The organism is Massilia sp. LjRoot122, assembly GCF_964252725.1.
In the GTDB taxonomy this organism is placed as follows: Bacteria; Pseudomonadota; Gammaproteobacteria; order Burkholderiales; family Burkholderiaceae_D; genus Telluria.
Map to the genome: position 1 here is coordinate 4316961 of NZ_CAXUPB020000001.1, position 19087 is coordinate 4336047.

A 19087-nucleotide genomic window follows, 5' to 3' on the forward strand; every position below is an offset into this window, starting at 1 on the left:
CCCGGCGCAGGCCGGGATCCAATTTTTCATGCATACCAACTACGTTCGACGACAGTGGCTGCGGCACAAAATTGGGTTCCGGCCTTCGCCGGAACGACGACTCAAGGGTCGCGGGCCGATCCTTACTTCCGGCGGCCGCCCTAAAAACAAGGGCCAGGCCCCTCGCGGCATTGCCGCGAAGCGTCCTGGCCCTCATGGTACGCCCAATGTCGAAATTACAGCGTACGCGCCACTTCGGTGACTTCGAACACTTCCAGGACGTCGCCGACCTGGATTTCGTTCATGTTCTTCAGCGACAGGCCGCACTCGAGGCCGGCACGCACTTCTTTCGCATCGTCCTTGAAGCGCTTGAGCGAGTCGATCTCGCCGGTCCACACGACGATGTTGTTGCGCAGCAGGCGGACCGAGGAGGTACGCTTGACCACGCCATCGGTGACCAGGCAGCCCGCGATCGCGCCGACTTTCGACACCAGGATGACCTGGCGAATCTCGACCTGGCCGGTGATGGTCTCGCGCTTCTCCGGCGCCAGCATGCCCGACAGTGCCGTCTTGATCTCGTCGATCGCATCGTAAATGATGCTGTAGTAACGGATGTCGACGCCATTGGCTTCGGCCAGCTTGCGCGCCTGGGCGTCGGCACGGGCGTTGAAGCCGATGATGACTGCCTTCGACGCGACCGCCAGGTTGACGTCCGATTCGGTGATGCCGCCGACCGCCGCGTGGACGATCTGGACACGCACTTCCGAAGTCGACAGCTTCTGCAGCGAGCCGACCAGCGCTTCCTGCGAACCCTGCACGTCGGTCTTGACGATGAGCGGCAGGTTCTTGACTTCGCCTTCGGCCATCTGGTCGAACATGTTCTCCAGCTTGGCGGCCTGCTGCTTCGCCAGTTTGACGTCGCGGAACTTGCCTTGACGGAACAGGGCGATTTCACGCGCCTTGCGCTCGTCGGCCATGACCATGACTTCTTCACCGGCGCTCGGCACTTCGGTCAGGCCCTGGATCTCGACCGGGATCGACGGACCCGCGGTGCTGACCGGCTTGCCGTTTTCATCGAGCATCGCACGGACGCGGCCGAAGGAAGAGCCCGCCAGCACGACGTCGCCGCGCTTGAGGGTACCCGACTGCACCAGGATGGTCGCCACCGGACCGCGGCCCTTGTCGAGGCGGGCTTCGACCACCAGGCCACGCGCCGGTGCTTCGGCCGGTGCGGTCAGTTCCAGCACTTCGGCCTGCAGCAGGACTTGCTCCAGCAGGTCGTCGATACCGGTACCGATCTTGGCCGACACCGGGACGAACGGCGAATCGCCACCGTATTCTTCCGGCACCACACCCTCGGCCACCAGTTCCTGGGTGACGCGGTCGGTGTTGGCGCCCGGCTTGTCGATCTTGTTGATTGCCACCACCAGCGGCACGCCGGCGGCTTTCGCGTGGGCGATCGCTTCCTTGGTCTGCGGCATCACGCCGTCGTCCGCCGCCACCACCAGGATGACGATGTCGGTCGCTTTCGCGCCGCGGGCACGCATTGCCGTGAAGGCTTCGTGACCCGGGGTATCCAGGAAGGTGATCATGCCGCGCGGGGTGTCCACGTGGTATGCACCGATGTGCTGGGTAATGCCGCCGGCTTCGCCCGCAGCCACTTTCGCGCGGCGGATGTAGTCCAGCAGCGAGGTCTTGCCGTGGTCGACGTGACCCATGACGGTGACCACCGGGGCGCGCGAGGTCGCTTCGAACTCGGCGTGCTCGCCCTGGTCGGCCAGCAGCGCTTCCGGATCATCCTCGGCGGCAGCGAAGGCCTTGTGGCCCATCTCTTCCACCAGGATCATCGCGGTTTCCTGGTCCAGCACCTGGTTGATGGTGCACATCTGGCCCAGCTTCATCAGCTGCTTGATGACTTCCGACGCCTTCACCGACATCTTGTGGGCCAGTTCGGCCACGGTGATGGTTTCCGGCACGTGCACGTCCTTGACGATCGCCTCGGTCGGCGCCTGGAAATTGGTTTCGCGGTCATCGCTGTGCGAACGGCGTCCGCCACTGCGGCCACCGCTGCGCCAGCCGTCACGGCCGGTACTCGCGCCCGGGCCGCCACGGCCTTTCGGGCCGCTCGGCGCGCCGCGCTTCTTGGCGTCGTCCGACCAGGTCGAGGAGACATTGGCCGACTTGATCGACTTCTTGTCGCCCGGCTTCTTGTCGCCCGCTTTCGCATCCGCGGGCTTCTTGTCGGCGCTGGCCGCAGGCTTGTGCAGGGTGCCGGCCGGTGCGGCCGGTGCAGCCGGCTTGGCGACCGGCTCCGGCGCCTTGATGACGCGGCGCGGCTGGCTCATCATGAGCTTGATCTGGGCCACTTCGTCGGCCACGGCCTTGCGTGCGCGCTCGGTAGCGGCAGCACGTTCGGCCGCTTCCTTGGCGGCTTCTTCTGCACGCTTCTTGGCTTCGGCAGCAGCGGTCTGCGCGGCTTCTTCGGCAGCAGCCGACGCCGGCGACGCAGGCGCCTGGGCAGCAGCGGCGGCCTTCGCGGCGGCAGCGGCTTCGGCCGCTTCGCGCTTGGCTTTCTCGGCGGCGTCACGCTTGGCCTGATCTTCAGCAGCCTTGGCCTGGGCGGCCTCTTCCGCTTCGAGCTTGGCCAGACGTTCCTGCTTTTCACGCAGGTCCGCTTCCTGGCGGGCGATCAGCTCGGCCTGGCGGCGCGACTCTTCCTCGCGGCGCGCCTGCTCGGCGGCATCGATCACGGGTGCTGCTTCCACCTTCGGGGTGGTGACCAGGTCGTCGCGCTGCACGAAGGTGCGCTTCTTGCGGACTTCGACCTGGATGGTGCGCGATTTGCCGCTGGCGTCGGCCTGCTTGATCTCGGTGGTTTCCTTGCGGGTGACCGTGATCTTCTTCTTCTCGCCGGTTTCGGCGGCGCCGTGGGTACGGCGCAGATGGTTCAGCAGCTTGTCCTTATCATCTTTCGACAAGGGATCTGACGTCGAACTTTTTTCGACGCCGGCCGAGCGCAGCTGTGTCAGCAGCAGGTCTGCAGGCATCTTCAGTTCGGTGGCAAATTGGGCTACGTTGTTACTCGCCATTCAGTCCTCTTTTCTATGTGTCGCTGAGATGATAAAGATTTGCAAATTACGCCTTGGCCGTTTCTGCCAGGCTCCAGGCTTTCGCCTGCAGCGCCTTGGCGCGGTCATCGTATTTGCTGTCGACCAGCTTCATCTCTTCGTCGGTCACATCATTAAATTCGTTCTTGATCAGGTCGCGGGCACGGTCCGACGACAGGGCCAGGATGGCGCCGAATTCGTCGTAAGCGAGTGCCGCGAAGGCTTCGACCGTCTTGATCCCAGCCAGGCCGAGCTTGCCGGCGGTGCCGCGGTCCATGCCTTCCAGGGTCACGAGGGCTTCTTCCATCCCTTCGAGGCCTTCTTCGGAAGCGATCGCTTCGGTCACCAGCGCGTCACGAGCGCGGGTGCGCAGTTCGTTGACGGTGTCTTCGTCGAACGACTCGATTTCCAGCATTTCGGAGATCGGGACGTAAGCGATTTCTTCAAGGCTCGAGAAGCCCTCATCCACCAGGATGTCGGCCACTTCCTGGTCGACGTCCAGTTTTTCCATGAACAGCACGCGGATCGCGGCGGTTTCCTGGGCCACCTTGTTGGCCGATTCCTCGGCCGTCATGATGTTGATCTTCCAGCCGGTCAGTTCCGACGCCAGGCGCACGTTCTGGCCCGAACGGCCGATCGCGATCGCCAGGTTCTCTTCGTCGACCACCACGTCCATGGCGTGCTTGTCTTCATCGACCATGATCGACGAGACATTGGCCGGGGCCAGGGCGCCGATGACGAACTGGGCCGGATCGTCCGACCACAGCACGATGTCGACGCGCTCGCCGCCCAGCTCGCCGGTCACGGCCTGCACGCGCGAACCGCGCATGCCGACGCAGGTACCGATCGGGTCGATGCGCTTGTCGGCGGTGAACACCGCGATCTTGGCGCGCACGCCGGCGTCACGGGCAGCCGATTTGATCTGCAGCAGACCTTGTTCGATCTCAGGCACTTCCAGCTCGAACAGCTTCATGATGAATTCCGGCGCGGTGCGCGACAGGATCACCTGCGGGCCGCGCATATTGCGGTCCACGCGCAGGATGTAGGCACGGACGCGGTCGCCGATGCGCAGGTTTTCCTTCGGGATCATCTGGTCGCGCGGCAGGCGCGCTTCGATCTTGCCCGATTCCACGATGGCATCGCCGCGCTCCATGCGCTTGATGGTGCCGGTGACCAGCGAATCGCCGCGCTCGAGGAAGTCTTGCAGGATCTGCTCGCGTTCGGCATCGCGCACGCGCTGCAGCACGACCTGCTTGGTGTCCTGGGCGAAGCGGCGGCCGAATTCGACCGATTCGATCGGGTCTTCGATGTATTCGTCGACTTCGATGTCCGGAATCTGTTCCTTGGCTTCGAAGTGCAGGATTTCCTGGTCGGGCAGCTGCAGGCCGGCTTCGTCGGGAACGACGTGCCAGCGGCGGAAGGTCTCGAACTCGCCGGTGTCGCGGTCGATGCTCACGCGAATGTCGACCTCGCCTTCATAGCGTTTTTTGGTGGCTTGCGCGAGCGCGAACTCGAGCGCTCCGAAGACCACTTCCTTATCGACGTTCTTTTCGCGCGCGAGCGCATCCACCAGCAATAAAATTTCGCGACTCATGCTTTGCGACTCCTAAAATCCACCTGTGGCACCAAACGTGCCTTGTCCAATTCGGCCAGCGTAAATTCCAACAACGCTGCGCCATCTTTATTATCAAATTCCAGACCGACCTTGTCGCCCTCGACGCCGCGCAGGATACCGGTAAAGGTTTTCCGGTTCGCGGTGCCCGGCATGGCGACGCGCAGCTTCACCGTGCATTCATGTCCGGCAAAGCGCGCAAAGTCGGCCAGGGTCCGCACCGGGCGATCGAGGCCCGGCGACGATACTTCCAGCCGTTCGTAATCCACATTCTCGACGGTGAACACGTGCGTCAACTGGTGGCTGACCGTTGCGCAGTCCTCGACCGTGATCAGGCCCTTCTCTTCCACGACGTCAGCGGGGAAATCGATATACACGCGCAGGATGCCGCGCTCGCCCCGTTCGACGTCCACGAGTTCGTAGCCGAGGCCACTGACTGTTTTGGCGATGAGTTCAAACTGCTGCACGGCACTTCTCCAGGACTCGAAATCGATTTACCAAAAAAAAAATGGGCATCTGCCCATCTTTTTGTATTCACAACCCAACCAGATGAAAGCACTTGCACCAAGAAAATACTGGGAAGAACTTTGATTAGGCTGCAAATTATACAGTGATCCTGCTTCTCCCGCAATCGCCGGGCCAAAATTGGAGGGCGACTAGAGCAAAAAGCAACAGTTGGCAGGATGACCATAAAGGGGCATGGGCTGCATTCTACGGCATTGCAGCATCGCGTGCCCGGCGACTCGGAAATTTCCCGCCGGGCGGGATCAACCGCGGCGTCCGCGGCGCGGCAGGCCGTGCTCGGAACCGCGCGGTCCCTGGCCGCCGCGGCGCCCACCGCCGGTGCCGGCAAAGCCGAAGGTCGTCTGCAGCGGATCAGGCTGCTTCGGACGGCTGCTGGCGCCACCCTTGCCGCCGCCAAAGCCGCCGGCGTTGTTGCCGCCGCGGCCCTTGCCGCCCGCAGCACCCTTGGCGCCCTGCCCTTGCGGACGGCCGCCGGCGAAACCGCCCTGGCCCTGGCCACCCTGGCGCGGAACGCCGGCACGCACCACCGGCGGTCCGTACGGATCCACGTTGCGGTTGGCGTCGGCGCGGTCGATGCGGTTGCCGTCGGTGCGCAGCTTATCGTCGCGCTGCGGCTTGCCGCCCTTGCCCTTGGGGGCCTCGCCACCCTTCTTTTCGACGCCGAAGGCGGCCATCAGGGCGCGCACGTCGTTTTCTTCCAGCTCTTCCCAGCGGCCGCGCTTGAGGCCGGTCGGCAGGGTCATGGCGCCGTAGCGGGTACGGATCAGGCGCGAGACGGTCAGGCCGACCGCCTCGAACATGCGGCGCACTTCGCGGTTGCGGCCTTCGCCGATGACCACGCGGTACCACTTGTTGATGCCTTCGCCGCCGCCGTCCTGGACCTTCGAGAACGAGGCCAGGCCGTCGTCCAGTTCGACGCCGGCCAGCAGCTTCTGGCGCATGCCTTCTTCCAGCTCGCCCAGGGTACGCACCGCGTATTCGCGGTCGATGTTGTAACGCGGGTGCATGAGGCGGTTGGCGAGGTCGCCCGAGGTCGTGAACAGCAGCAGGCCCTCGGTGTTGAAGTCGAGGCGGCCCACGGCCAGCCACTTGCCGGTCTTCATGGTCGGCAGGCGGTCGAACACGGACGGACGGCCTTCCGGATCGTCGTGGCTGACGATCTCGCCGGCCGGCTTGTGGTACACCAGCACGCGCGGCGGCTTGCTGTTGTTCACCCTACGCTGGATCAGCTTGCCGTTGATGCGCACGGCATCGGTCGGCAGGATGCGCTGGCCGATGTGGGCCGGCTCGCCATTCACCGACACGCGGCCGGCGATGATCAGTTCTTCCATGTCGCGGCGCGAACCCAGGCCGGCCTCGGCCAGCACCTTGTGCAGCTTCGGCGCGTCGTCGTCGGCGGTCAGGTCGCGGCGCACCGGCTTGGCTTGCCCCTTGCCGCGGCCGCCTTCGTTGGCGTCGAAGTCGTCCGAGGTCACGAAGGAGAACACGGCGTCGGCGTCATTGCCCTTGCCGCCCTGCTGAGGCTTGCCCTGCTGCTTGCCGGACTTGCCCGGCTTGCCCTGCTGCTTGCCGGCCTGCTGGCCCTGCTGGGGACGCTGGCTCTGCAGGCCGTGCGGATTCTGCTTGTTGCGCGGCTGGTTGCGGCCACGCCCTTCGCGCCGGGCTTCAGGCTGCGGCTGTTCGCCGTCGGCCTGGACCGGAGCCTGGGCCGGCACTGCTTCGGCCGGCGCCTGGGCGGCGGCCTGCTCCTGCTGCAGGGCTTCGCGTACCTGGCGCTTCTCGCGCATCTGGCGCGGGCCGCGCGGCTTGCGCTGCTCGCCTTCCGGCGCGGCGGCGGCTTCAGCAGCCGGGGCCGGGGCTTCGGCGACGGCCGGCGCGGCTTCCACCGGAGCGGCCTTGGGTGCGCGCGGCTTGCGCGCCGGCTTGGCTGCGGGCTCGGCTGCGGGCGCCTCGGCTGCGGGCTCGGCAGCAGCGACAGGCTTACGGGTGCGCTTCGGTTTCGCGGCGGCAGCCGGCTCCGCGCTCACGGGTGCGGCATCCGGCGCGGCTGCGGCAGCTGCCGGCTTGCGGGTACGCTTCGGTTTGGCGGGAGCGCCTTCAGCCTCGACGGGCTTCTCGTTCGGTTCAGTTGGGTTCATCGTTCGTATCTTTATTGTGCTGACCCGGCCCAGCGGCGATTGCCGTCTCCTGGTCAAGAATGGGGACGTCGACGGGCGTAGTACCCGTCTCGGTATCTGTCTCGGTGGCGTGCGCCGCGGCGTCCGCCCTGTCAAAGTTGTCGTTCAGCGCCGCTTCCAGCGCCTCGAGGCTGCGGCTGTCCGGCCCGTCGCTGACCGCCTGCAGCGGCGGCAGTTGCGACAGCGACGCCAGGCCCAGGTCGTCGAGGAATTCCTTGGTGGTGCCCAGCAGCGCCGGGCGCCCCACCACTTCGCGGTGGCCGACCACGTCGATCCAGCCGCGGTCTTCCAGCAGCTTGATCGTCTGCGAGTTCACGGCCACGCCGCGGATTTCCTCGATGTCGCCGCGCGTGACCGGCTGGCGGTAGGCGATGATCGCCAGCGTTTCCAGCGTCGCGCGCGAATACTTCGGCGGCTTCTCGGGCGACAGGCGGTCGAGATAGGGCTTCATCTCGGGCCGGCTCTGGAAGCGCCAGCCGGATGCCAGGCTGACGATTTCGATGCCGCGCCCCTGCCAGTCCTGGCGCAATTCTTCCAGCAAGATCTTGATCGTGTCGCTACCGACGCCGGCATTCAGCTGGCGCCCGTTGGCGTCGATCTCGGCGAACAGCTTCTTCATGCCGTGGATCGTCATCGGCTCGCGCGCGCACAGCAAGGCGGTCTCGAGGACGCGCTTGGCCTCGTCAGTATTCATGTCGCGGTGTCGTCACGCTTCGAATCGTATGCAAGAAATCAAAACAAAACCGATTTGGCGGAAGCCAGCCACGGAGCCGATACCGGCCGCGGTGCGAGATGCTGCGCAAGATTCTGGAATCCGTGGCCCGGGCCGGAATGCGCCGGGCTGACTAAGGTGACAGGCTTGGCGCCCGTCACGGCTGCCCGCGTGCCAGGCGGGCGATAGCTGTTGGTCTTTCAGGTGAAACGCGGGGCTCGTGAACCGCTGGAGCCGAACGAATAAGGTCAGCGTTCCTGACAACTAAGGGCCATTGTAACCGATAAAACACGGGAACGGACAAGGCGACGGCAAGAGCCGTGCACAAATGGCCAGTTTGATCAAGCGGCGGACAGTTTTTCCGACAGAATCGCCGACACGCCGAGGAAGGCCGGGTAGTCGGCCGTGATCACATAGGTCGGGACCTGGGCCAGGTAGGCGCTGAAGCGCCCCTTCTGCTCGAAGCGGCGGCGGAACGACGAGTTGACGAAACGCTCGCCCAGGCGCGGCACGATGCCGCCGCCGATGTAGACGCCTCCCTGGGCGCCGAGGGTGATGGCCAGGTTGCCGGCGGCGGTGCCGAGCATGCCGCAGAAAACTTCCAGCACCTCGTCGCAGAGCGCGCACTCGCCGCTCAGCGCGCGGCGCGAGATCTCGGGCGCGGCCAGGCTGTCGGGACGGCCGGCACGGTCGCTCAGCGCACGATAAATCAGTTCCACGCCGGCGCCGGACAGCAGGCGCTCGCAGGAGACGTGCTCGAATTCGCGCCAGGCATATTGAAGAATGGCGATTTCGGTGTCGTTGACCGGCGAGAAGCCGACGTGCCCGCCTTCGCTGCGCAGTGCCGCCCAGGCCGGGCCGAAGGGGATCAGGCCCGATACGCCGAGGCCGGTGCCGGCGCCCAGCAGGCCGAGCGGCGCATCGGGCTCGGGAGCGCCGCCGCCGACCTGGCGCTTGTGCTCGCCCAAGTGCGGCAGCGAGCGTGCCAGCGCCGTGAAATCGTTGACCACCACCAAGGTGTCGAAGCCGCACTCGAGGCGCAGCGCCTCGATCGAGAAGGCCCAGTGGTGGTTGGTCATGCGCACCTGGTCGCCGGTGACCGGGTTGGCGATCGCGATGGCTGCATGGCGGATGCCCTGGCCGAGGCCGGCTACCTGGGGCAGCGCCAGGTAGGCACGCACGGCGTCGGCCAGGCTCGCATGCTCCTGGCAGGACAGCACCTCGATGGCCTCGAAGCGGCTCGGCCCGGTTTCCAGCGCAAAACGGGCATTGGTGCCGCCGATGTCGGCGAGCAGGCGGACGCCGGCATGGGTGGACGGATCGGGTACGAGGCTGGAAGGAGAGGCGGTCATTGCAGCTAATAAGGAAGCGATGACCAAGCTTACTAAACTTTGTAGTAGTCTTACAAGTGAATTTTGTAGTTTAGGTACAAGGTGTCGCTCCAACCACTATGACTACCGCATAGGCTGGGGGCATATGAAGTAGTCGAACTACCTCAGCACGCTGCCGGTGCGAGTTCCGGATCGGCCCCGCGCTGGGCATTCCAGGCGTCCAGCCCGCCGCGCAGGGGCCGCGCGCGGTGGAAGCCGTTGGCCAGGAACTGCTTGGCCACCTCGGCGGCGGTGACGTCGTTCGGGCAGCTGCAGTAGACGACGATGTGGCGGTCCTTGTCGAGGGTGGCCATCAGCTGGTCCGGCACGCAGGACTGGAATACCACAGCGCCGGGAATCGCCGCTTCGAGTTCCTGGGCCGTCAGGCTGCGCGCGTCGATCAGGACCGGGTCGTGGCCGCCGTCGATCAGCGCCTTCAGCTCGGCGATCTCGATGCGCGGCACCGCGCTGCGGGCGCGGTGGCGGCGCCGCTCGACGTATTTGACGGCGATGAACAGCACCAGCATCGTGGCCAGCACCGACAGCGCGGTGCCGCCCATGGTCTCGAGCCAGCCGAGCAGCTCTTCGACGCCGTCATGGAACAGGATGCCGAGCAGGATGCCGGTGCCGCTCCACAGCGCCGCGCCGGTGCCTGAATAGGCGATGAACTGGCGCGGCCGGGTCCCGATGGCGCCCGACAGGGGCGCGGCGATGGTATTGAAGCCAGGGACGAATTTCGACACCAGCAGCGACTTGGCGCCGAAACGGCGGAAGCGGTCCTCGGTCTGGTTGACGCAGGAATCGGGCGACAGCGAGATCTTGCAGAGCAGCCGCAGGATGCGCTTGCCGTAGAAGCGCCCGGCGCGGAACCAGAACATGTCGCAGATGAGGCAGGCGCCCACCGCGGACGCCAGGCACAGTTCCCAGCTGAGCGTGCCGTCGACCGACAGCGCGCCGGCCACGATCAGGATCGGGAAGGCGGGAATGGGCAGGCCGAACTGTTCGACAAGGACGATGCCGAACACGATCAGCACACCGTAGGTCTGGAGCAGGTCGACGAGCTGGGGCATCGCTGTAGTGTAGCGGACTTTTACGCGCCGCGCGGAATCGCCGCCAGCAGGCTGCGCGTATAGTCGTGCTGCGGATTGCGATACAGCTCGTCCGAATCCGCCATCTCGACCACGCTCCCATGGTGCATCACCATCACCTGGTCGGCGATGTACTTCACCACCGACAGGTCGTGCGAGATGAAGATGTAGCTCATGCCGTATTCGTCCTGCAGGTCCTGCAGCAGGTTCAGTACCTGGGCCTGCACCGACACGTCGAGCGCCGACACCGATTCGTCGCAGACCAGGATCTCCGGCTTCATGGTCAGGCAGCGCGCGATCGCGATGCGCTGGCGCTGGCCGCCGGAAAACTCGTGCGGATAGCGGTGGAAGGCCTGCTCCGGCAGGCCGACGCGCCTGAGCAGCTGCTGCGCCATCTCGACCCGCTCGGCGTCGTTGGCGCCGATGCGGTGGATGCGAATCGGCTCGAGCAGGATCTGGCCCACCGTGAAGCGCGGATTCAGCGAGGCATAGGGATTCTGGAAGATGATCTGGATGCGCCGCTTGTAGGCCTGGTAGTCGCGGTCGGACATGCCAAGCAGGTCGCGGCCCTCGAACAGCGCGCTGCCGCCGGTCGCGCGGTGCAGGCGCAGCAGGGTCAGGCCGACCGTGGTCTTGCCCGAACCGGATTCGCCCACCACGCCCAGTGTCTTGCCGCGCGCCAGGGTGAAGGACACGTCCTTGACCGCCTTGAACTCGCGCTTTTTAAACAGTCCGTCGCGCAGCCAGAAGCTTTTGGCGAGATTGCGCACCACCAGCACCGGCTCGTCGCCGGGCGCCGTGCCGCGCGTGCGCTGCGGCAGTTGCTGTTCAGGCGAGAATTTCCCGCTCAGGTAGTCGTCGATGACGGGCAGGCGCAGCGGCCGTTCGTCCAGCTTCGGACGGCAATGCAGCAGGGCTCGGGTATACGCGTCGGCGGGTGCGCCGAACACCTGCGCGGCCTCGCCTTCTTCGCGCACCTCGCCATGGCGCATCACGATCACGCGGTCGGCGATCTCGCCCACCAGCCCGAGGTCGTGGGTGATGAACAGCACCGCCATCTGGTGTTTTTTCTGCAGGCGCGCGATCAGTTCCATGATCTGCTTCTGGATGGTCACGTCGAGCGCCGTGGTCGGCTCGTCCGCGATCAGCAGCTTCGGCTCGCAGGCGATCGCCATCGCGATCATCACGCGCTGCTGCTGGCCGCCCGACATCTGGCTCGGGTAGGCATCGATCCTGGCTGCGGGGTCGGGAATCCCGACCTCGGCCAGCAATTCGAGGGTGCGCGCCCGCGCCTGCTTCACGCTCATGCCCATGTGCCGGCGCAGCACCTCGCCCACCTGGTAGCCGACCGTGAACACGGGATTGAGCGAGGACATCGGCTCCTGGAAGATCATCGCGATGTCCTTGCCGCACAGCTTGCGCCGCTCCGCAAGGGGCAGGCCGAACAGCTCGCGCCCTCCGAAGCGTGCGCTGGAGCCGGGATGGACGATGGTGGTATCTAGCGGCAGCAGGCCCATCACGGCCAGGGAACTGACCGACTTGCCGCTGCCGGACTCGCCCACCAGGGCCACCGTGCTGTTCCTGGGCACGTCGAAGGAGACGCCCTTGACCGCTTCGACGCTGCTCTTCTTGTCGACGCGGAAGGAGATGCGCAGGTCGCGTACCTCGAGCAGGTTCTGGGTGCTGTCCGTCATTTGAGCTTCGGGTCGAGGGCGTCGCGCAGGGCGTCCGCGAACAGGGAAAAGGCCGTCACCAGCAGCGCCATCGCGCTGGCTGCGGCCGCCAGCTGCCACCATTTGCCCAGGATGAGTTCATTCTGCGCCTCGTTCAGCATGCTGCCCCAGGACACCACGCCGACCGGCACGCCGAAGCCCAGGAAGGACAGGATCACCTCGGCCTTGATGAAGCCGACCACCAGGATCGACATCTGCACCAGGGCCACGTGCGAGACGTTGGGCAGGATATGGCCGAACATCCGGCGCCAGCTGGAGGCGCCGATGGCATCGGCCGCCATCACGTATTCGCGCGCCTTGTGCTTGATGTACTCGGCGCGCATCAGGCGATAGGGCCCGGTCCAGCCGGTCAGGCCGAGGATCAGCACGATGGTCGTCACCCCTTTCTGCTGCAGCACCGCGGCCACGGTCAGGATCATCAGGATCGAGGGAATCGAGGTGAAGATGCTGTAGAACCAGTTGAACAGGTCGTCGACCAGGCCGCCATAGAAGCCCGACAGCGCCCCGAACAGGGTGCCCAGCGCCACCGCCACGAAGGCCGCCACCAGGCCGACCACGATCGAGGTCTCGCCGCCCTTGATGGTCTTCTTGACGACGTCGTGGCCCCATTTGTCGGCCCCGAAAGGCAGCGTGGTCGCCTTCGCCACCGGCGGATGGCTGGCGCGGACCTGGGCCTTCAGTATGGCCAGTTCGGCCGCCAGCGGGTCGAAGGCGTTCGGCGGCGTCTCGCGCGGCAGCCCTGCTGCGGCCAGCGCGCGGGTACCGGCATCCGCGCCGATGAAGGCCGGCGGCGCGTAGTTGACCGCCACCTCGTCTTCCCAGTCGCCGGCCACCAGGCCGGCAAAGGACAGCAGCAGCATCAGCAGGAAAGCCGCCACCACCGCCAGCGCGCCCATGGCGACGCGGTCGGCGCGCAGGCGGCGCCAGGCCAGCGCCCACAGGCCCGGGGATTGCATCGTCGACGTCGTCATTTCAGCTGCACCCTCGGGTCCACCGCCTGGTACAGCAGGTCGGCCAGCAGGTTGAACACCATGGTCGCGGCGGCGACATACACGGTGATCGCCTTGATCACCGGGAAGTCGCTGCGTTCGACGGCCAGGATGACTTCGCGTCCGATGCCGGGGATGCCGAAGAAGCGCTCGAGCAGGAAAGCCCCGATCAGCAGCGCCGGCAGGTTGGCCATGACGTGGGTGATGATCGGGATCGCGGCATTGCGCAGCACGTGTACCCAGACCACGCGCCGTTCCGGCAGGCCCTTGGCGCGCGCGGTGCGCACGTAGTCCTGCCCTACTTCGTCCAGCACGAAGCTGCGGTAGAGGCGCAGGGTCGGCGCGATCGAGACCGCCAGGCCGATGATGATCGGCAGCAGCGCATAGCGCAGCAGGTTCTGGCCCAGGCTGTCGCCCCAGCCCTGCACCGGGAACAGGCCGAGCTTGTAGGCGAACACGTACTGGAACACGATGATGTAGACCAGGATCGAGATCGACATGCCGACCGTGCAGGCGACCATCACGGCACGGTCGGTCAGCGAGCCGCGCACGAAGGCGATCGCCAGCGCCAGCGCGATGCCCAGCACGGTTTCCAGGATGGTGAGCGGCACCAGCACCGTCAGCGAGGGCCCGAGGCGGCTGGCGATGATCTGCGACACCGGCTCCCCCGTGCTCCAGGCATTGCCGAAATCGAAAGTCAGGATTTGCTGGACGAAGATCCACAGCTGCACCGGATAGGGCTGGTCGGTGCCGAGCTGGCGCCGGATGTTCTCGATGGCGGCGGTATCGGCCATCTTCCCGGCCAGCAGGTAGGCCGGATCGCCGCCGACCCAGTTGAACAGCAGGAACACCAGCAGCACCACGCCGAGCATGGTCGGCAGCATCTGCCAGAGCCGGCGGACGATAAAGCTAAGCATGGAACTCCTCAGGTGGGCGGTGCCGCTCGGGCGGGCCGAAGGGCGTAACGATAGCGCATATTCTGCCGCGTTGGCAGCCTGCCATGCCGGTCCCGGCCCATTCCAATTTATTTCCGTGCCATAACTACAACGCGCATGCTTGTAAAGACATTTTTTGCCAATAGTTGTTTTTTAGACTTGTACATACTATTCAATTGACAACGTCTGTACGCAAATGTTTTTATTGCTCAGTAGTAAAAGATGCCGTTCCTATACCTGGACGGCAATGACATCGACACCTCTCCGTGGCCAGCTACAGAACAAGAGCCACGGAAGCTAACCCGGGAAGCTCAACATGATGGTTGAAACAGTAATCTCTCGTTCAGTTCGATTGATGTTCGCAGGGGGCATGGCATTCGCCGCCACCGCCTATGCGCAGGACGCGCAGCAAACCCAGGCAGCCGAAGGCCAGAACCTGCAGCGTGTGGAAGTGACCGGTTCGCGCATCGCGACGGCCAACCTGGAAAGCGTCAGCCCGGTCACCGTGGTCGGCGCCAAGGACATCAAGCTGGAAGGCACGCGTTCGGTCGAAAACCTGCTGAACAACCTGCCCCAGGTGTTCGCCGACCAGGGCGGCTCGATCTCGAACGGCTCGTCCGGCACCGCGACCGTCAACCTGCGCAACTTCGGCGCCGACCGCACCCTGGTGCTGGTCAACGGCCGCCGCCTGCCGGCCGGCTCGCCGCGCAATACCGCAGCCGACCTGAACCAGATTCCTGCGGCGCTGATCAAGCGTGTCGAAGTGCTGACCGGCGGCGCATCGGCCATCTACGGCTCGGATGCGGTCGCAGGCGTCGTCAACTTCATCATGAACGACAGCTTCCAGGGCGTGCAGCTGGAAACCAACTACGCGTTCTACAACCACGAACAGAAAGGCGGCCCGGCCGCCCAGGCGGCGAACCGCCGCAAGTTCCCGGTCCCGGACGACAAGAGCGCCGACGGCAAGATCAAGGACGCCAACCTGCTGCTGGGCGGTAACTTCGCCGACGGCCGCGGCAATGCCGTCGCCTTCTTCGGCTACAAGAAGGAAGACGCCCTGCTGCAGTCCGAGCGCGACTTCACGTCCTGCTCGCTGGACGGTTTCAGCTCGGGCAATACCTTCAACTGCGGCGGTTCCGGCACCAGCTTCCCGGGCCGCTTCTTCACCGCCGCCGGCCAGCGCACCGTCGCCGACGCCAACGGCAACACCCGTCCCTACGTGGCCGCCACCGACCAGTACAACTACGGTCCGCTGAACTACTTCCGCCGCCCGTCGGAGCGCTACACCTTCAGCAGCTTCGCCCGCTACGACATCACCGAGCAGATGCGCCTGTACACGGAAGCCAGCTTCCACGACGACAGCACCGTGGCCCAGATCGCCCCTTCGGGCCTGTTCGGCTTCGACGCTTCGGGCGCCAACGCGATCCGCTTCGAGAACCCGTTCCTGACCCCGGCCTGGCGCCGCGACCTCGGCCTGACCGGCCCAGGCACCACCGCTGACGCCATCATCTTCCGCCGCAACGTGGAAGGCGGCGGCCGCCAGGACGACCAGCGCCACACCTCCTACCGCGGCGTGATCGGCGTCAAGGGCGACGTCGGCAACTGGACCTACGACGCCTTCCTGCAGGCCGGCAAGGTCCTGTACTCGGAAACCTATTTCAACGACTTCTCGAACCAGCGCATCGGCCGCGCACTGAACGTCGTCACCGGCGCCAACGGCCAGCCGGTCTGCCAGAGCGTGCTCGATGGTACCGATACCAACTGCGTGCCGTACAACATCTGGTCGCTGGGCAAGGTCACGCCGGAAGCGCTGAAATACCTGCAGACCCCGGGCTTCCAGAAGGGCAGCACCTCGCAGACCGTGCAGGGCATCAACCTGTCGACCGACCTCGGCGAGTACGGCATCAAGCTGCCGACCACCAGCCGCGGCGTCGGCCTGGCCTTCGGCTGGGAACACCGCACCGAGAAGCTCGACCTGGCCACCGACACCGCCTTCGAAACCGGCGACCTCGCCGGCCAGGGTGGTCCGACCCTGGGCGTGGCCGGCCAGTTCAGCGTGCGCGACTACTACGCCGAAGCCCGCATCCCGGTGCTGGAAAAACTGCCTTTCGCTGACCAGCTGACCCTCACCGCGTCCTATCGCAAGTCGGACTATTCGACCGGCCAGAAGACCAACTCCTACGGCGTCGGCGCCGAATGGGCACCGGTGCAGGCCGCCAAGGTCCGCTTCAGCTACCAGCGCGCGGCGCGTGCGGCCAACGTGGTCGAGCTGTTCACCCCGCAGGGCCTGAGCCTGTTCGGCATGTCGAGCGACCCGTGCGCCGGCGCCAAGCCGTCGGCCACCCTGGCCCAGTGCCAGCTGACCGGCGTCACCGCGGCCCAGTACGGCACCATCGAAGACAGCCCGGCCCAGCAGTACAACCAGATCAGCGGCGGCAACACCGGCCTGGCACCGGAGGAATCGGATTCCTACACCCTGGGCCTGGTGCTGACCCCGATGCGCAACCTGAGCCTGACCATCGACGCCTTCGACATGAAGGTCGAGGGCACGATCGGCGGCCTGTCGGCGTCGACCACCCTGACCCAGTGTATCCAGACCGGCGATCCGAAATTCTGCGGCCTGATCCAGCGTGACCGTCTCGGCACCCTGTGGGCGCTGAATGCCGGCCGCATCGTCGCGACCAACCAGAACCTGGGCATGAGCTCGACCCGCGGTATCGACCTGGGTGCGAACTACGGCTGGAAGATGGGCTCGTACGGCGGCCTCGACCTGTCCTACATCGGCACCTTCCTCGACGAGTTCAAGCAGGAAGACTTCCCGGGTTCGGGCGAGTACGACTGCGCAGGCCTGCACGGCACCACCTGCGGCACGCCGCTGCCGAAGTACCGCCACAAGATCCGCGCCGTCTGGGCCACCCCATGGCGCGGCCTGGAAGTCGGCGTGACCTGGCGTCACATCAAGGGCGTCAAGCTCGACGCCACCAGCGACAACCCGCTGCTGGCAACCGAGTTCGAACCGGCTGACGAAAAGCTGGCCGCACGCGACTACCTGGACCTGGTGGGCCAGTGGGCGGTGAACAAGAACGTGACCCTGCGCATGGGCATGAACAATGCGCTGGACCGCGATCCGCCGGTGACCGGTGTCGTGGCCGCGGTGTTCGGCAACGGCAATACCTACCCGCAGGTGTATGACGCCATGGGCCGTCATATCTTCCTGAACCTGACCGCCAAGTTCTGATCGGGCGGATCAAATGAAAACGGCGCACTTCGGTGCGCCGTTTTTTTGTTTGCGTACTAGTTACGTATTACCGAGCCCATAGCGTAAGCACGTCATCCCGGCGCAGGCCGGGATCCAATTCCGTCGCGCCCCGCATACGCTTGCGTTTACCCGCTAACGTGACGCAGCGAACTTGGGTCCCGGCCTTCGCCGGGACGACGTCGGTCAGAGTACGAGAAAGCTTACCCCTTCGACTTCGGCGGGTTCTTACTCCGGCCGCACCCTCCTCTGCTTCACAGCTTCCGCCAGCCCTTCCAGCACGCCGATGCTGGTGTCCCAGTCGATGCAGCCGTCCGTCACCGACTGGCCGTAGGTGAGCTCGCGGCCCGGCACCAAGTCCTGCCGGCCGCCCACCAGGTGCGACTCGATCATCACGCCGACGATACGGTCGTCGCCGGCGGCGATCTGGGACGCGATGTCGGCGCACACCGGCACCTGGTTCTGCGGGTTCTTGCTGCTGTTGGCATGCGAGGCATCGATCATCAGGCGGCTCGCCAGGCCGTTGGCCGCCAGCTGGCGGCAGGCCTCTTCCACGCTGGCCTTGTCATAGTTCGGGGCCTTGCCGCCGCGCAGGATGATGTGGCAGTCCTCGTTGCCGGCGGTCGACACGATCGCCGAGTGTCCGCCCTTGGTCACCGACAGGAAGTGGTGCGGCTGCGAGGCCGCCTTGATCGCGTCGGCCGCGATCTTGATGTTGCCGTCGGTGCCGTTCTTGAAGCCGACCGGACAGGACAGGCCCGAGGCCAGCTCGCGGTGCACCTGCGATTCGGTGGTGCGCGCCCCGATGGCGCCCCAGCTGATCAGGTCGGCGATGTACTGCGGACTGATCACGTCCAGGAATTCGGTACCGGCCGGCAGGCCCAGTTCGTTGATGTCGCGCAGCAGCTCGCGCGCCATGCGCAGGCCGTCATTGATGCGGAAGCTGTTGTCCATGTAGGGATCGTTGATCATGCCCTTCCAGCCGACCGTGGTGCGCGGCTTCTCGAAGTAGACGCGCATGACGATCTCAAGCTCGCCGGCGAAGCGCTGGCGCAGCGGTGCTAGGCGGCGCGCGTACTCGAGGGCCGCCTTGGGGTCGTGGATCGAGCACGGGCCGACCACCACCATCACGCGGTCGTCCTGGCCGTGCAGGATGCGGTGCAGTGCCACGCGCGCGCCGGCGGCGGTCTGCTCGGCGGCCGGGGTGACCGGGAACTCGCGGATCAGGTGCGCGGGCGGCGTCAGTTCCTTCATTTCGCGGATGCGTAAATCGTCGGTGCGAGGCATGCTGTACTCCGTATCGTGTTGGCTGGGGCTGGAAATAAAAAAACCGCCATCGCTGGCGGTTTGTCTGGATTGCGTCGGACTGTTCTGATGTCGCGTGAACCTGCCGCTACTCCACCGCCAAGGGGCTGGAATGGCTAAAGTAAAAATAGCAGGTAAAGAAAACGTGCTGGCGCATGAGAAGTCCGTGGTGGCCTGGTGACCTTGTTCGCTTGACTATAACGCCATTATGTAACGGTTGGCAAGGCATTTTCGGGGATCCGCACAGCACGACACGCGGAATGCCGCGACCAGATTTGGCAAGCGGTTGCGGGAACCCC

12 protein-coding genes are annotated in these 19087 nt (G+C 65.5%); 1 reads left to right on the forward strand and 11 read right to left on the reverse strand.

Annotated elements, in window-relative coordinates; all coding sequences use genetic code 11:
• Positions 1-215: 215 nt before the first annotated feature.
• The 10 genes from infB to ACSQ25_RS19040 form a co-directional block, all read right to left on the reverse strand.
• Positions 216-3068 carry a translation initiation factor IF-2 gene (gene infB, locus ACSQ25_RS18995; RefSeq protein WP_436107224.1) on the reverse strand — a complete coding sequence of 951 codons (2853 nt, stop codon included), beginning with the start codon at positions 3066-3068 and terminating at the stop codon, positions 216-218.
• Positions 3069-3114: 46 nt separating this feature from the next.
• Complete coding sequence (gene nusA / locus ACSQ25_RS19000) at positions 3115-4680, reverse strand: transcription termination factor NusA (RefSeq protein WP_436107225.1); 1566 nt, start codon at positions 4678-4680, stop codon at positions 3115-3117.
• Positions 4677-5165, reverse strand: coding sequence for a ribosome maturation factor RimP (rimP, locus tag ACSQ25_RS19005; RefSeq protein ID WP_159696170.1), 489 nt, complete (start codon positions 5163-5165; stop codon positions 4677-4679). The genes nusA and rimP overlap by 4 nt, the downstream gene beginning before the upstream one ends.
• A 300-nt stretch (positions 5166-5465) precedes the next feature.
• Positions 5466-7361, reverse strand: coding sequence for a 23S rRNA pseudouridine(2605) synthase RluB (gene rluB, locus ACSQ25_RS19010; RefSeq protein ID WP_436107226.1), 1896 nt, complete (start codon positions 7359-7361; stop codon positions 5466-5468).
• On the reverse strand, positions 7348-8094 hold the full coding sequence (gene scpB, locus ACSQ25_RS19015) for an SMC-Scp complex subunit ScpB (RefSeq protein ID WP_436107227.1): 747 nt from the start codon (positions 8092-8094) through the stop codon (positions 7348-7350). The genes rluB and scpB overlap by 14 nt, the downstream gene beginning before the upstream one ends.
• Positions 8095-8453: 359 nt before the next feature.
• The gene (locus ACSQ25_RS19020; protein WP_436107228.1) at positions 8454-9464 is read right to left on the reverse strand and encodes a glucokinase; all 1011 of its coding nucleotides are present in this window, start codon (positions 9462-9464) and stop codon (positions 8454-8456) included.
• Between the two features lie 143 nt (positions 9465-9607).
• Positions 9608-10552, reverse strand: a complete 945-nt coding sequence (locus ACSQ25_RS19025) for a rhodanese-like domain-containing protein (protein ID WP_436107229.1) — start codon at positions 10550-10552, stop codon at positions 9608-9610.
• Positions 10553-10572: 20 nt separating this feature from the next.
• On the reverse strand, positions 10573-12264 hold the full coding sequence (locus ACSQ25_RS19030) for an ABC transporter ATP-binding protein (RefSeq protein WP_436107230.1): 1692 nt from the start codon (positions 12262-12264) through the stop codon (positions 10573-10575).
• Positions 12261-13274, reverse strand: coding sequence for an ABC transporter permease (locus ACSQ25_RS19035; RefSeq protein WP_436107231.1), 1014 nt, complete (start codon positions 13272-13274; stop codon positions 12261-12263). The genes ACSQ25_RS19030 and ACSQ25_RS19035 overlap by 4 nt, the downstream gene beginning before the upstream one ends.
• On the reverse strand, positions 13271-14209 hold the full coding sequence (locus ACSQ25_RS19040; RefSeq protein ID WP_436107232.1) for an ABC transporter permease: 939 nt from the start codon (positions 14207-14209) through the stop codon (positions 13271-13273). Before ACSQ25_RS19040 ends, ACSQ25_RS19035 begins: the two co-directional genes overlap by 4 nt.
• A gap of 388 nt (positions 14210-14597) precedes the next feature.
• Here ACSQ25_RS19040 and ACSQ25_RS19045 point away from each other — a divergent pair, with 388 nt between their 5' ends.
• Positions 14598-17465, forward strand: a complete 2868-nt coding sequence (locus tag ACSQ25_RS19045) for a TonB-dependent receptor domain-containing protein (protein WP_436107233.1) — start codon at positions 14598-14600, stop codon at positions 17463-17465.
• A 246-nt stretch (positions 17466-17711) separates the two neighbouring features.
• Here the strand turns inward: ACSQ25_RS19045 and aroG are convergent, their stop codons facing one another.
• Positions 17712-18770 (reverse strand): 3-deoxy-7-phosphoheptulonate synthase AroG, encoded by a 1059-nt coding sequence (gene aroG / locus ACSQ25_RS19050; protein WP_436107234.1) that lies wholly within the window; start codon positions 18768-18770, stop codon positions 17712-17714.
• Positions 18771-19087 lie beyond the last annotated feature (317 nt).

Coding starts and splice junctions, on each gene's coding strand:
- aroG (WP_436107234.1), bottom strand. CDS start 18,770: ATGCCTCGCACCGACGATTTACGCATCCGCGAAATGAAGGAACTGACG.
- ACSQ25_RS19040 (WP_436107232.1), bottom strand. CDS start 14,209: ATGCTTAGCTTTATCGTCCGCCGGCTCTGGCAGATGCTGCCGACCATG.
- nusA (WP_436107225.1), bottom strand. CDS start 4,680: ATGAGTCGCGAAATTTTATTGCTGGTGGATGCGCTCGCGCGCGAAAAG.
- infB (WP_436107224.1), bottom strand. CDS start 3,068: ATGGCGAGTAACAACGTAGCCCAATTTGCCACCGAACTGAAGATGCCT.
- ACSQ25_RS19030 (WP_436107230.1), bottom strand. CDS start 12,264: ATGACGGACAGCACCCAGAACCTGCTCGAGGTACGCGACCTGCGCATC.
- ACSQ25_RS19035 (WP_436107231.1), bottom strand. CDS start 13,274: ATGACGACGTCGACGATGCAATCCCCGGGCCTGTGGGCGCTGGCCTGG.
- rluB (WP_436107226.1), bottom strand. CDS start 7,361: ATGAACCCAACTGAACCGAACGAGAAGCCCGTCGAGGCTGAAGGCGCT.
- ACSQ25_RS19045 (WP_436107233.1), top strand. CDS start 14,598: ATGGCATTCGCCGCCACCGCCTATGCGCAGGACGCGCAGCAAACCCAG.
- scpB (WP_436107227.1), bottom strand. CDS start 8,094: ATGAATACTGACGAGGCCAAGCGCGTCCTCGAGACCGCCTTGCTGTGC.
- ACSQ25_RS19020 (WP_436107228.1), bottom strand. CDS start 9,464: ATGACCGCCTCTCCTTCCAGCCTCGTACCCGATCCGTCCACCCATGCC.
- ACSQ25_RS19025 (WP_436107229.1), bottom strand. CDS start 10,552: ATGCCCCAGCTCGTCGACCTGCTCCAGACCTACGGTGTGCTGATCGTG.